This is a genomic window from Spongiibacter sp. IMCC21906, from assembly GCF_001010805.1.
Taxonomy (GTDB): Bacteria; Pseudomonadota; Gammaproteobacteria; order Pseudomonadales; family Spongiibacteraceae; genus Spongiibacter.
Map to the genome: position 1 here is coordinate 3,015,630 of NZ_CP011477.1, position 13,232 is coordinate 3,028,861.

The 13,232-nt window shown below is 52.3% G+C and carries 12 protein-coding genes; 8 read left to right on the forward strand and 4 right to left on the reverse strand.

The features are described from left to right. The first annotated feature begins 133 nt into the window (after window positions 1-133). A complete protein-coding gene (locus tag IMCC21906_RS13885) occupies window positions 134-1,168 on the forward strand; it encodes a DUF748 domain-containing protein (protein WP_047012670.1) in 1,035 nt (344 codons plus the stop codon). A 4-nt stretch (window positions 1,169-1,172) separates the two neighbouring features. Here the strand turns inward: IMCC21906_RS13885 and bioD are convergent, their stop codons facing one another. From bioD to bioB, 4 genes are read right to left on the reverse strand one after another with little or no spacing between them, the layout of a single operon-like run. Beyond that, a complete protein-coding gene (gene bioD / locus IMCC21906_RS13890; RefSeq protein ID WP_047012671.1) occupies window positions 1,173-1,865 on the reverse strand; it encodes a dethiobiotin synthase in 693 nt (230 codons plus the stop codon). Between the two features lie 23 nt (window positions 1,866-1,888). After that, the gene (bioC, locus tag IMCC21906_RS16995; protein ID WP_197085905.1) at window positions 1,889-3,505 is read right to left on the reverse strand and encodes a malonyl-ACP O-methyltransferase BioC; all 1,617 of its coding nucleotides are present in this window, start codon (window positions 3,503-3,505) and stop codon (window positions 1,889-1,891) included. After that, window positions 3,505-4,680 (reverse strand): 8-amino-7-oxononanoate synthase, encoded by a 1,176-nt coding sequence (gene bioF / locus IMCC21906_RS13900; protein ID WP_047012672.1) that lies wholly within the window; start codon window positions 4,678-4,680, stop codon window positions 3,505-3,507. Before bioF ends, bioC begins: the two co-directional genes overlap by 1 nt. Window positions 4,681-4,686: 6 nt before the next feature. Then, the gene (bioB, locus tag IMCC21906_RS13905) at window positions 4,687-5,745 is read right to left on the reverse strand and encodes a biotin synthase BioB (protein ID WP_047012673.1); all 1,059 of its coding nucleotides are present in this window, start codon (window positions 5,743-5,745) and stop codon (window positions 4,687-4,689) included. Window positions 5,746-5,838: 93 nt separating this feature from the next. Here bioB and IMCC21906_RS13910 point away from each other — a divergent pair, with 93 nt between their 5' ends. The 7 genes from IMCC21906_RS13910 (at window position 5,839) to IMCC21906_RS13940 (ending at window position 13,222) form a co-directional block, all read left to right on the forward strand. Beyond that, on the forward strand, window positions 5,839-6,555 hold the full coding sequence (locus IMCC21906_RS13910) for a ComF family protein (RefSeq protein WP_047012674.1): 717 nt from the start codon (window positions 5,839-5,841) through the stop codon (window positions 6,553-6,555). Window positions 6,556-6,574: 19 nt separating this feature from the next. Then, complete coding sequence (locus IMCC21906_RS13915; protein WP_052763546.1) at window positions 6,575-7,612, forward strand: alpha/beta fold hydrolase; 1,038 nt, start codon at window positions 6,575-6,577, stop codon at window positions 7,610-7,612. Further along, window positions 7,609-8,289, forward strand: coding sequence for a molybdate ABC transporter permease subunit (gene modB / locus IMCC21906_RS13920; protein WP_047012675.1), 681 nt, complete (start codon window positions 7,609-7,611; stop codon window positions 8,287-8,289). Before IMCC21906_RS13915 ends, modB begins: the two co-directional genes overlap by 4 nt. After that, on the forward strand, window positions 8,286-9,383 hold the full coding sequence (modC, locus tag IMCC21906_RS13925; RefSeq protein WP_047012676.1) for a molybdenum ABC transporter ATP-binding protein: 1,098 nt from the start codon (window positions 8,286-8,288) through the stop codon (window positions 9,381-9,383). Before modB ends, modC begins: the two co-directional genes overlap by 4 nt. After that, complete coding sequence (locus IMCC21906_RS13930; protein ID WP_047012677.1) at window positions 9,380-10,372, forward strand: serine/threonine protein kinase; 993 nt, start codon at window positions 9,380-9,382, stop codon at window positions 10,370-10,372. Before modC ends, IMCC21906_RS13930 begins: the two co-directional genes overlap by 4 nt. 153 nt (window positions 10,373-10,525) lie before the next feature. Further along, window positions 10,526-10,984, forward strand: a complete 459-nt coding sequence (locus IMCC21906_RS13935) for a (2Fe-2S)-binding protein (protein WP_047012678.1) — start codon at window positions 10,526-10,528, stop codon at window positions 10,982-10,984. A 9-nt stretch (window positions 10,985-10,993) separates the two neighbouring features. Then, a complete protein-coding gene (locus IMCC21906_RS13940; RefSeq protein WP_047012679.1) occupies window positions 10,994-13,222 on the forward strand; it encodes a molybdopterin cofactor-binding domain-containing protein in 2,229 nt (742 codons plus the stop codon). Window positions 13,223-13,232 lie beyond the last annotated feature (10 nt).

The following is a 13,232-nucleotide window of genomic DNA, read 5'->3' on the forward strand; positions in this document are numbered from 1 at the left end:
GTATGGATCATTTTTTATGTCACTTGAGTCAATTCAAAGCCGCCAATGATTAGGAAACATCAGCGGCAAAGGCAGGTCCCAATACCACGTACCCTCATCCTCAACCCCACGTTAGCAGCAGAGTAAGGACACGATGAACAAATCACTTAACACCACCCGAACCGTGCTAATTCTGCTGATTGGCGTTTTTATCATTGCCAGGCTGGCCCTGCCCGAGTATGCAAAACATGTTATCAATCAACAGCTTGGAAATTTAAAAGAGTATCGTGGCCACGTAGAAGATGTGAGTTTGGCCATCTGGCGAGGCGCTTATTCAGTGCAGGGTGTGATGATTGAAAAACGGGACGGCCATGCCCAGGCACCGCTTTTTATCAGCAATGAAATCGACTTCTCCCTCGACTGGTCATCACTACTGCATGGCGAAGTCCTTGCCGATATCCGCTTTGTCGGCCCGGAAATTAATTTTGTTGACCAGAAAAAAGACGGCGACCAGACCGGTAAAGATCAGGATTGGCGAGAAGTGGTAAAAAGCCTGGTACCCATCACCATCAACACCTTTCAAATTCAAAGCGGCGCCATTCATTTCCGCAATTTCGCGTCATCACCACCGGTTAATTTACAACTCTCCGAGCTGGATATCGTCGTCAGCAATCTGACCAATGCCGACCGCGGCAAAAAAGCACAACAAGCGCGAATCGATGGCAGCGGCAAAATGCTAGATCACGCGCCGTTTGAGGTTTACGGTATTCTCGACCCCTTGGGAAATCTGGAAAATTTTGATATCAATCTGCGGATCAGTGATATCGATTTGCGCCGCGCCAATACCTTGACCAAAGCCTACGCCAATTTCGATTTTCAATCCGGTCATGGCGATTTTGTTATGGAATTGCGGGCGCGGGACGGCAACCTCAGCGGCTACGCAAAGCCCCTGCTCAACGACGTGGATATTATCGACTGGGAAGAAGCTAAAGAATTAAGCGCACCGTGGGAGGGTTTTGTCGCTGCGGTAAGCTGGCTGCTAAGCAATCACGACAAAGAGCGCATCGCCAGCAAAATTGAAATAAAAGGCGAGCTACAGCAACAAGACGTTAGCACCTGGCAAGCCTTTACATCCATACTGCGAAACGCATTTATCCAAGCCTACGAAGCGCGGTTCGACAATAGCTAAGTGATTAATCAGACAATAGGGATAAATTTAAATACTTTGCTGCTGTTGCAAAATCAGTCGGCTTGTCTAAACGGGGGATAATGCCTAAGCACGGCGCTTTTAGCATCTCAGCAAGACTTTGAATATTCTCTTCAAAACAGCTCATATCCGCATCGACTTGGTTGGCCACCCAACCCACCAAAGGCAAGCCGTCTCGAGCAATGGCCCCAGCAGTTAGCAGGGCATGGTTAAGACAACCCAGTTTCATACCAACAACCAAAATCACGGGTATTTGCAACTCAACCGCCAAGTCCGCCATCGTTTCACGCATATTGATTGGCACTCGCCAGCCTCCGGCGCCTTCAATCAAGCGCAGGTCCGCTGGCTTCATTAAGGCCCCCCGGCAATATCCCGCCAACTGCGACGCGCTCACCCGTCGTCCCTCTTTGGCCGCCGCAATATGTGGTGACACCGGCGCATCAAACAACACCGGATTCACTTGGGCATAAGGCAACGCTTCGGTCATTTCCTGAGAAAGCAGCACTGCATCTCGGTTGACCAGCCCTTCCAGGCCTTGTTCTGATCCTGCGGCAACCGGCTTTAATGCCAAGGTCTTCAAGCCTTGCTGCTTTGCTGCATTTAACAGCGCACAGGTCACCAAGGTTTTACCTGCATCGGTGTCCGTGCCGGTTATAAAGTAATTTTTTTGCTTTGCCATTTAGGCCATCTCTAAAATAACGATCAAATTATGTCTTTATATAAACACAGATACCAAACCTGATAACTCGCAGGAAGTGTGCCCTCTGCTTCTCTAAAACGCTCATAGGCTTGGGTTAAAGCCTGAATACGGCGACGCCCCGTTAAACCATCAGGTCGGCCACCGTTGACATTATGAGCACCCAGTTTTTTTAATTCTCGGGTCAAATCACTGAGTTTAGCGTAGCGTACAATCTCTTGCTGTTCCTGCCAGCTTGCCACCGACAAACCACTTTGTTGCACAGCCTGCTCCAGTACCTCACGCGCGCTAAATTGATTGACATGCACATAGCTGTCAACGCTCTGCCAGGCCTGCCGTAATTCTCTAAGCGTCTCCGGCCCCAAGGTGGCAATATACGCCGAGCCACCGGGTTTAAGAACGCGCTCAATTTCTTGGCAAACCGCAGAGAAATTTTCGCACCACTGCAAAGACAGGCTAGAAAAGATGCCATCGACACTTTCATCTGCCAACGGCAAATCTTCCGCATCGCCACACAGCCAATAATCGGCATGCTCAACATGTTTGGACTTGGCATACCCAAGCATCCCTTCTGCCAAATCTGCCGCAATTAACGGACCCGTCACCCGCTGCCGGAGTGCTGCCAGGCTGTAGCCTGTGCCACACCCTAAATCCATCATGCTTGGGAGGCTATCCGCCACCTTCGTAAAAAGCGTATCTGCCACCCGGCGTTGCAAATCGGCCACGCTGTCATAGCTGGCAGCTGCCCGACTAAAAGACTTGGCGACATCTTTTTTATCAAACTGACGTGGATCTGCAAACGTGATTAAATTTTGTTTTTGCAAGAACGCCAGCACGATTTTAATAAACGCTGCCGGCTGGGATAAAAATAGTAAATGCCCCACCCCGCTCATAAGCTCCACGTGATGCGACGCAAAGTTTTTCTGAAAAGCAGTGGCCGCACTCGCCGGAACCAGCGCATCGTTTTCAGCAAAAATGTGCAGGCAAGGCATATCTAGCTGCGACAAATATTCACTGTTATTCATCTCGCTCAAACACTGCAATGCCCACATTAAATTATCGGCACTGAGCTGATCACTCATATCCAGATAATCAATCTGCTGCTGTAATGGCTTAGCTTGGGGGTCGCCATAACACTGCAAGGTGTTAAACCGCTTTAAACCGCGTGAAGTATTGACAGCCACGGCGGCCGCAAAGCGTTGGTAGGTGGCATCTGCCATAGCCTCGGGCCAAGATGCGGTGGCAGTAAATCGTGCATTGGCCGCCACGCCAACCAGCGCCAACACCCGCTCAGGATAACGACCCGCAATCCGCGCCGCCAACATGCCACCCAACGACCAACCCAGATAAATGGCCTGGGCTGGTAGCACCGGAATGAGCTGATCAATCAACGCATCCGGGTCGGCGTAAGCTGCCATCGATCGGCTTGCACCAAAGCCCGGTAAGTCAATCAAGGTGATATTAAAATAACGACGCAGCTCGGGCAGCAGGCTCCGCCAAATCGACGAATCACTGCCCCAGCCATGGAGCAAAACCAGCTCTACCGCCGCAATATTCGTTGAGCACAAACGCTCACGATATAAGCCAGACAAACGTGGTGTAGACAATAACGGCTCGGACATTAGCGGGAAAGTTCTCCCGGCCACACCGCTGCCAGTGTCGATAACAACTGGTCTACATTGGCGTCACTGTGAGCAGCAGACAGGGTAATGCGTAACCTTGCCGTACCATCTGGCACCGTGGGCGGACGAATTGCCGAGATTAATATGCCCTGCGCTTCGAGCGCTCTACTGATCGCCATTGCCTGGGCATCATCGCCGACCAGCAAAGGCTGAATCGCCGTGGGCGAGGTCATTAACGGTAGCCCCAATTCCGCCGCGCCGGTGCGAAAACGCTGAATCAAACCTTGCAGGTGACTGCGCCGCCAGCTTTCTTCCTGCACCACCTCTAACGACGCCAAGGTGGCGGCCGCAATGGCTGGAGGAATAGCCGTGGTGTAAATATAGGGCCGGGCAAATTGAATCAGACTTTCTATCAGGGTCTCACTGCCGGCAATAAAAGCACCGTAGCTGCCAATGGCTTTGCCCAAGGTGCCCATTAAGACGGGCAACTGTTGTTGATCAAGACCAAAGTGTTCTGCGCTGCCGCCGCCATGCTCACCCAGCACACCAAAGCCGTGGGCGTCGTCGGCCATCAACCAGGCATTATGTTGTTGGGCAATTGCCGCCAACTCGACCAAAGGGGCAGCATCACCGTCCATGCTAAACACCGAATCAACCACAATCAGTCGATTGCCTTCTTCGGGCAGTTTGCGCAAGCGGCGTTGCAAATCATCAAGATCATTATGCTGAAAACGCTGGAAACGCGCACCGCTAAGTAATCCGGCATCAAGGAGAGAGGCGTGGTTCAGGCGATCTTCTATAACATGATCGCCCCGGCCAATTAAGGCGGCGACCGCGCCAAGATTTGCCATGTATCCCGTAGAAAACAACAAGGCTCGATCTCGCCCGGTTATCTCGGCGAGGCGCTCTTCCAAACGGTGGTGTAAAACAGAATGACCGCTGACCAAATGCGAGGCGCCACTGCCAACACCAAAATTTTTGGCGGCAATCGTCATCGCATCAATCAGCTTGGGATGATTAGCCAGACCCAGATAGTCGTTACTGCAAAACTGCAGCATGTTTTTACCGTCTATCTCGATCCGTGAATCTTGAGCAGATTCCAACACCCGACGTTGACGATAGCGACTCTGTTCCCGGCGCGCTGTCAGCCGGCGCTGCAGGGCCCGTTCCAACATGAGGAATTACGCAGTCGCGTCGTAGAAAAATGAGTCGTTGCGCATTTTTTCCACTTCGGCCAACAAAGCCTCGCCCTGCGCTTCATCGTCGTGCTCGACACCGCGCTCTTCGGGCTTGATACCCAAGCGGTCAAACAGTTGCAGATCTTTATTGGCTTCGGGATTGGGGGTGGTCAGCAATTTTTCACCGTAGAAAATGGAGTTTGCACCGGCAAAATACGCCAGCGCATGCATTTCTTGGTTCATTGACTCGCGACCTGCCGACAGACGCACATGGGACTGGGGCATCAATATTCTCGCCACTGCAATGGTGCGGATAAAGTCAAAGGGGTCGAGGTCTTCGACCTGATCCAACGGCGTGCCCTCTACTTTTACCAGCATATTAATGGGCACACTCTCGGGGTGCGCTGGCAAATTAGCTAATTGCAATAACAAGCCCACTCGATCTCGAACAGACTCGCCCATACCGACAATACCGCCGCTGCACACTTTAATACCGGCATCGCGAACATGGCCCAGTGTCGTCAGTCGATCCTGATACGTTCGGGTAGTGATAATTTCGCCGTAGAATTCTGGCGAGGTATCCAGATTGTGGTTGTAGTAATCCAGCCCCGCTTCAGACAGCTCGGCAGCTTGTTCGTCGGTGAGCATTCCCAAGGTCATGCAGGTTTCCAGCCCCATTTCCTTAACGCCTTTAACCATAGCCGTGACATAGGGCATGTCTTTTTTCTTGGGAGAACGCCAAGCAGCACCCATACAAAAACGCGTAGAACCCTGTGCCTTGGCGGCTTTCGCCTCGGCCAGTACTTTTTCTACTTCCATGAGCTTTTCTTTTTCTAGCCCCGTGTCGTAGCGATTACTCTGGGGGCAGTATTTGCAGTCTTCCGGGCAAGCGCCGGTTTTAATCGACAGCAAGGTGCTCACTTGCACACTGTTGGGGTCAAAATTGGCTCGGTGCACCGTCTGCGCCTGAAACAACAGGTCGTTAAATGGCTGCTCAAACAGGGCCTGAACTTCTTCAGGTGTCCAGTCGGTACGAATGGCAGTGGCGGATGACAGACTCATGCGAAATTTCCCTTTGGGTGCTACAGACACTATCTTTAAAGCAAAGCGATATCATATCGCCCCAAATTCCACTGTCAACCTGCAAGGATGCTTATGGTTAACAGCGCCTGTTTTTCTTCATCGTTGCTGCAGCGGTTTTTCCCCAGTCGCTGCCTCATTTGTCAGCTGCCAAGCCGCCGTAGCAGGGAGCTTTGTGTAGATTGCGAAGCCGACTTGCCTTGGCTGGGCGCCCGCTGTCGCCAATGCGCGTTGCCACTCCCCCGGGGCAGCTCCGCGTTACTTTGTGGCAAATGTGTGAGCAAGCCACCCGCGTTTTCACGTTGTCTGTGTCCACTGCGCTACGACTTTCCCGTAGACCGACTGATCACGGGCTTTAAACACCATCGCCAGTTCACCCATGCAGCGCTGCTAGCCCAGTTATGGATAGAGGCCACCGCAGACCTCATTGGCGACCCATCACCCGATATCATTATGCCGGTGCCTCTACATTGGCGGCGACGCTTTCAGCGGGGCTACAACCAATCAGAGTTGCTCGCCAAGTGGTGGTCAGATGCACTGCACATTCCCATATTAAACGCCCTTCGCCGCCACCGCGCCACCCCATCGCAGCAAGGCTTATCGGCCAAACAGCGGCGCAGAAATTTGTATAAGGCTTTTATCCTTTGCAAGCCTGAACAAATACAAGGCAAACATATCGCGCTGGTAGACGATGTGCTCACCACAGGCGCGACAGCCCATAGCCTGGCCGCTATACTGGCCCGCAATGGTGCCCGCCAAATTGATATTTGGTGTCTGGCGCGCACCCCTTAAACCGATTGAAGGAGGCTCAATGGGACGTCTTTTTTTGCTCCTGATGCTGAGCATCATTCCCAGCTTGCCCACACTAGCTGCAGAACAAGTCCTCAAGTTTGATGCTCGCTTACACAATTACGACTACCCTTTTCCGGTGCAGTTTTTTGGTTTTAAGTCCCAAGGACAACAGCTTGAAATGGCCTACGGCTATCTCAAGGGCAAAAACAACATGCCTACCATTACGCTACTCCACGGCAAAAACTTTAATGCCGCCTATTGGCAGCAAACCGCCAGCGCCTTAAACACGCTGGGCTATAACGTGGTGATGCCCGACCAAATTGGTTTTGGCAAATCGTCCAAACCCGTCAATTATCAATATTCCTTTGCCGCCTTGGCGCAAAATACCCGCCAATTGCTGGACTCATTACAGATAGAAAAAAGCATCATCCTCGGCCACTCTATGGGGGGCATGTTAGCCAGCCGTTTTGCCCTGCTCTACCCCCAGCACAGCAGCCAGCTGATTTTGCTCAACCCCATTGGTTTAGAGAATTACCTGCATTATGTGCAGTACAAAGATCCCGCTTTTTTCTACCAAAACGAGCGCCAACTCACTGCTGAAAAAATCCGTCAGTACCAGCAGAAAAACTACTATGACGGCGCTTGGACTGCTAAATACGAGGCCCTAACCACGCCGCTGATAGGCTGGATACAAGGCCCGGATGCCGAGCAAATGGCGCAGGTTAGCGCCCGCAGCTACGATATGATTTTCACCCAACCTGTAATCACCGAATTTAAAGACCTGCAAGTGCCCACTACCCTCATTTTAGGTACCCGCGACCGCACTGGCCCCGGCCGAAATTGGAAAAAACCCGGTGTCACCCATGAGCTTGGCCGCTACGACAAGCTGGGCAAGCGCGTTCAAGAACTGCGCCCGGAAACAACATTAATTGAACTTAGCGATCTGGGGCATTTACCCCATATCGAAGCCTTTCCTCGATTTATAAAGGCCCTTCAACAAGCTCTCTCTGTAAACCAAGAACAAAGCCTGCCAGCCCATGAGCAAGCTGCACCTTGAGCGCCCAAGACTGGCAAGCCGTCATACTTACCCTGCAATTGGCAGGGGTGACTACGCTGATATTACTGATACTGGGCACTCCCTTGGCGTGGTGGCTGGCCAATAGCCGCTGGCGAGGCAAAGCCGTGCTTGAGGCCGTGGTCGCGCTACCCTTGGTGCTACCCCCCACCGTGCTGGGTTTTTACCTGCTGATTGCCTTTGCGCCCGATTCACCGATAGCCCAACTATGGCAAAGTCTGACCGGTCAGCGCTTGTCTTTTAGTTTTAGTGGTTTGGTAATTGCCTCGGTGCTGTATTCATTACCCTTTGTGGTTCAACCTCTGCAAAGTGCGTTTCAGCAACTGCCAAAATCCCTACTGGAAACCGCCGCCACCCTCGGCGCCTCACCCTTGAACCGGTTTTTTAGTCTGGTGTTGCCCATGACCCGCAGCAGCTTTTTAGTTGCCATTACGCTGGGCTTTGCCCACACCGTGGGTGAATTTGGCGTTGTATTAATGATTGGCGGCAATATCCCCGGCGAGACGCAAGTGATCTCTATCGCGCTCTACGACCGGGTGGAATCGCTACAATATGAAGCCGCCCACTATATGGCTGGCGGCCTCATACTCTTCTCACTGCTAGTACTGTCGCTGGTATATAGCCTAAATCGCCATCGCAGCTTGGGGAGAAGTGCATGAGTTTGCTCATCTCCCTCGCGTTACAGCATGGCGACTTCAATTTAGAGGTTGATGCCGCTCTGCCCAGCAGCGGCATCAGCGCCATTTGTGGTCACAGCGGCAGCGGCAAAACCACTTTGCTACGCTGTATTGCCGGGCTGGATAAAGCCCCCCAAGGGCTCATTCAATTTAAGGGCCAAGACTGGCAAAGCGGCAGTCGCTGCCTGCCCGCAGAAAAGCGGGGTGTGGGCATGGTCTTTCAAGATGCTCGACTCTTTTCCCATCTCAATGTGCGGGGCAATTTAAACTATGCCCGTCGTCGGGCCTTTCAAAAATCAGGCCCCAGTCACGATGAGGTTTGCCATTGGCTGGATATTCGCCAGCTGTTAAACCGCCCCATCGACAAACTTTCTGGCGGTGAAAAAAAGCGGGTCGCGATTGCCCGCGCCCTACTCCGTCACCCGCAAATATTGCTGATGGACGAGCCCCTGGCCGGTTTACATGACAGCGCTCGCGACGAGATGCTCAGCCTGCTTGAGGGCCTCCCCCAGCATCTGGACATTCCGATTATTTACGTAAGCCACAGTTTTCAAGAAGTAAGCCGTTTGGCTGAGCAGGTTCTATTACTGGACAATGGCGACGTGCTGGCTCAAGACGATATTATTGCGCTGTGCTCACGCCTGGATTTACCTCTGGCACAACAACAAGATGCTGGCGCGATATTGCAGGCCACGCTGGATAAGCACGACCAACACTTTAACCTCAGCAGGGTAAAGCTAGACCAACAACATTATTTAGACTTGGCCGAAATTCGCGGCGACATCGGCAGCCCCTTGCGGGTGTTTGTGCCGGCTCGAGATGTCAGCATCAGCCTTGAAGCACCCAGCAACAGCTCAATACTCAACCGCCTATCCTGTACCATCGACACCATCAAAGCCGCTGGCGCTGCCCAAGTATTGCTACGGCTACGAATAGACGATGGCGAAAAAACACAGTTTTTGCTGGCCAAAATCACCCGAAAATCCTGCGAGCAACTCGCATTAAAGGAAAATATGAACGTTTTCGCCCAGATCAAAAGTGTCGCCCTCGTGAATCAAATGGGGTGGGGACAATGAGCGACAGTCAGCGAGAAGGCTTTACCAACCTCAACCCAGACCGGGTCATTGATGCCGTAGAAAGCCAAGGATTTCTCAGTGATTTACGGGTGTTTGCCTTAAACAGCTATGAGAATCGCGTCTACCAGTTTGGCCTTGAAGAAGCCGAACCCGTAGTGGTGAAATTTTACCGGCCCGCGCGCTGGAGCAATGAACAAATACTGGAAGAACACCGCTTTACTCAACAGTTATTTGATACCGAAATTCCTGTTATTCCCCCTTGGCAAAATGACGATGGCGACACCCTGTTCCATTTTGAGGGCTACCGCTTTGCCGTTTACCCCCGCCGTGGCGGCCACGCGCCAGCACTCGATGACATGGACAACCTTTTTCAGCTGGGCAGATTATTTGGCCGACTGCATCTGATGAGTAGCAGTGAAGACTTTGTGCACCGCCCAACATTGGATGCCAATAGCTTTGGCCACCAAAGCCGCCAATACCTTTTAGAAAACGATTTTCTGCCAGACTCCCTAAAAGAAGCCTACTCCGGTCTTAGCCGAGATGTATTAGCATTGGTCGATCAGCGTTTTGATCAGTCGCCAGCTCGACAGTTGCGGGCCCATGGCGACGGCCACGTTGGCAATATCCTCTGGCGAGGCGAAGAAACCTGGTTGGTTGATTTTGACGACAGCCGCACCGCCCCCGCCATTCAAGACCTGTGGATGTTTCTGTCTGGCGACGGCGATGCCCAGCAAAGGGCATTATTAGAACTGGTAGAGGGCTACGAAGAGTTTTTTGAGTTTAATCCACGGGAGCTGACCTTAATCGAGCCCCTTAGAAGCCTGCGTATTATGCACCACGCCGCGTGGCTGGCTAAACGCTGGCAAGACCCTGCTTTTCCTAAAGCCTTCCCCTGGTTTAATACCGAGCGCTATTGGGGTGAACATATTCTGCAACTTCGCGAGCAGCTTTCTGCCCTGCAAGAACCGCCATTGCGACTGCCCTTTTAGTGGTCGCCATCACAATTCTCACCTTTGCCACATCCACCCAGGTTACAACCCCGTAACAAGCTCTTGTACAAAGTATCACTTCGGCGCAAAATGTAGTCATTGAATACATTTGTTCGAAATATCAATAATAGCAATAACAGCTGAGAAGAATTTATGTTCACCATCCAAGTTAACGGTGTCGATCACACCGTGGATGTGCCCGAAGACAAACCACTGCTATGGGTACTGCGGGAAAACATCAAGCTCACCGGCACTAAATTTGGTTGCGGCCAAGCACTATGCGGCGCCTGTACCGTACATCTCGATGGCCAGCCCACCCGCTCCTGCGTACTGCCTATTTCTGCAGTAGGTCAAAAACGGGTGGACACCATAGAGATCATCGGCAGCGACCGGGTTGGTGAATTAGTACAAAGCGCTTGGCGAGATATGAATATCCCCCAATGTGGTTACTGTCAGTCTGGGCAAATTATGGCCGCAACTGCGCTACTCCAAAACAATTCAGCTCCCAACGACCAAGATATCAACGAAGCCATGTCAGGCAACATTTGCCGTTGCGGCACCTACAAGCGCATCCGTCGCGCCATTCATAAAATTGCTGACGAGCAGCTTTAAGGGGTCGTTATGAAAATAAATACAGAATTAAATCGCCGCGAATTTTTACGTATAACGGCCCTGGCGGGCGGCGGTTTGCTCGTAGCCTGTGGCGGAGGCGGTAGTGGTGGCAGCCAAACCGCAGACGACAATGGCGGCCCTGGTGTGGGAAACGGCGGCGAAGCTAGTACCCCGGCAGAAGAGTATGACGTTGGCGCGTTTATGCGTATCGATACCGACAATCAGGTCACCATATTAGTTGGCGCTGCCGAAATTGGCCAAGGCGCCTTAACCTCCTTACCGATGATTGTGGCAGAAGAACTCGATGCTGACTGGAGCAAAGTTAGATCAGAACTTTCGCCAGTAGCCCCCCGGTTCAACAACCCCTACTACGTTGGCGCCCTGCAATTTACCGTCGCCAGCTCAGTGGTAAGAGGCTATTTTGAACCCCAACGAAAAGTCGGCGCGGCCGTTAGACAGATGATGGTGAATGCCGCCGCCAAACGCTGGAATGTCAACGCCGACAGTCTTCGAACTGAATCTGGCATGGTCATCGACGAAGCTAATGGTCGCAGCACCAGCTACGGCGAACTGGCCAGCGCCGCTGCCCAAGAACCTATCCCCTTTAATCCTCGTTTAAAATCCCCTGACGACTACCGCATTATTGGCAAATCCAAGCAACGCTTGGATGTTAATGGCAAAGTTGATGGCAGCTTTCAATACGGCATCGATGTCGACATTCCTGACATGCTCACTGCGATCATCGTCAGACCACCACGTTTTGGTGGCCAAGCTCTCAACTATGACCGCAATACCGTGATGGCCGTCCCCGGCGTGGTAGATGTGATAACCATTTTAGGCGGTGTTGCCATTGTCGCAGAAGATTACTGGTCGGCAACAAAAGGCCGCCAAGCATTACAAGTCAACTGGGCCGAATTACTAGCAGGTCGCACGGACTCACAAGCCCAGCGCAACGAATACGGATTTAAGCTTAATCTTCCCGGTGTGCCGCTTAGAATCGACGGCTCCACACTGTTAGCCAATACCTTTGCCAAAGAAGTTATCAGCGAAGATTATTACTTCCCCTATCAAGCCCATGCTGCCATGGAGCCTCTTAACGTCGTTATAGACTACCGAGGCAACAGCGCCGATATTTGGACCGGCACCCAGTCCCCCACTGTCGACAAAATTATTGCCTCCACTATTCTCGGTCTTCTTCCTGGCCAGCTTAATTTTCATGTCATGCCCGCGGGTGGTGGCTTTGGTCGCCGAGGCAACTTGCTCGCCGATTTTGTACGAGACGCCGCCTTGGTCGCCAAAGTCATCCAGCGGCCACTAAAACTCATCTGGAGCCGTGAAGACGATATGAAAGGCGGTTTTTATCGTCCCGCCGCCATGGTCAGAGTATCTGCCGGTCTTAACGATGCCGGTGAAATCATCTCTTGGAGCCACAGGGCCATTACCCAAGACGTAACCGCAGCACTGTACACAGAAGAACTCACCGACTTATTACTAGACTTTAAGCTGCCCGCACTCACAGACCTCACCGACTTAGAAAACGGCATGCCCTACGATATCGACAATGTGCTGGTCGATTTTCACCTTACCGTCAAACCCAACATGCCTGCACTGTGGATGCGCTCGGTAAATAAGTACACCGACGTTTTCGCCCAAGAAACCCTCATTGACAAAGTGGCCCAGCAAGCCGCACAAGACCCTTACCAATTTCGCCGCGGCATGCTCACCAACAAGCCCCGCCATCGGGCCGTACTCGACGCCGTCGCCCAAGCCGCCAACTGGGGCTCGCCACCCTCCGGCCAATTCCAAGGTATTGCGATCATGGGTCACTGGGGCAGCTTTGTCGCTCAAGTGGTCGAGGTTTCCGTCGACAGCCAACGCCGTTTAACGGTTCATCGTGTTGTCACCGCCGCCGACTGCGGCACGGCAATCAACCCAGATTTGGTAATTGCCCAATTGGAGTCCGCCGTTATTTTCGCTTTATCCAGCGTGTTATTTGGTGAAATTGAACTAGTAGACGGTGTTGTTCAACAAAATAATTTTGACGACTACCCGGTGGTGAGAATGTACCAAGCACCCGAGATGGAAACCGTATTGGTTAATAGCGGCGACAACCCAGGCGGCGTTGGCGAGCTGGGTGTGCCCTGTGTCGGCCCGGCATTATGTAACGCGATTTTTGCCGCCACCGGCGAGCTGATTACCGAGCTGCCACTAAAAAACCTCAATTTTGATATCGCCTAGGAGGCAGTCG

Excerpts from the sequence above, each read along its gene's own strand:
- IMCC21906_RS13930 (WP_047012677.1), top strand. The coding sequence starts at position 9,380 with ATGAGCGACAGTCAGCGAGAAGGCTTTACCAACCTCAACCCAGACCGG.
- modC (WP_047012676.1), top strand. The coding sequence starts at position 8,286 with ATGAGTTTGCTCATCTCCCTCGCGTTACAGCATGGCGACTTCAATTTA.
- IMCC21906_RS13910 (WP_047012674.1), top strand. The coding sequence starts at position 5,839 with ATGGTTAACAGCGCCTGTTTTTCTTCATCGTTGCTGCAGCGGTTTTTC.
- IMCC21906_RS13940 (WP_047012679.1), top strand. The coding sequence starts at position 10,994 with ATGAAAATAAATACAGAATTAAATCGCCGCGAATTTTTACGTATAACG.
- IMCC21906_RS13885 (WP_047012670.1), top strand. The coding sequence starts at position 134 with ATGAACAAATCACTTAACACCACCCGAACCGTGCTAATTCTGCTGATT.
- bioC (WP_197085905.1), bottom strand. The coding sequence starts at position 3,505 with ATGTCCGAGCCGTTATTGTCTACACCACGTTTGTCTGGCTTATATCGT.
- IMCC21906_RS13935 (WP_047012678.1), top strand. The coding sequence starts at position 10,526 with ATGTTCACCATCCAAGTTAACGGTGTCGATCACACCGTGGATGTGCCC.
- bioD (WP_047012671.1), bottom strand. The coding sequence starts at position 1,865 with ATGGCAAAGCAAAAAAATTACTTTATAACCGGCACGGACACCGATGCA.
- bioB (WP_047012673.1), bottom strand. The coding sequence starts at position 5,745 with ATGAGTCTGTCATCCGCCACTGCCATTCGTACCGACTGGACACCTGAA.
- bioF (WP_047012672.1), bottom strand. The coding sequence starts at position 4,680 with ATGTTGGAACGGGCCCTGCAGCGCCGGCTGACAGCGCGCCGGGAACAG.
- IMCC21906_RS13915 (WP_052763546.1), top strand. The coding sequence starts at position 6,575 with ATGGGACGTCTTTTTTTGCTCCTGATGCTGAGCATCATTCCCAGCTTG.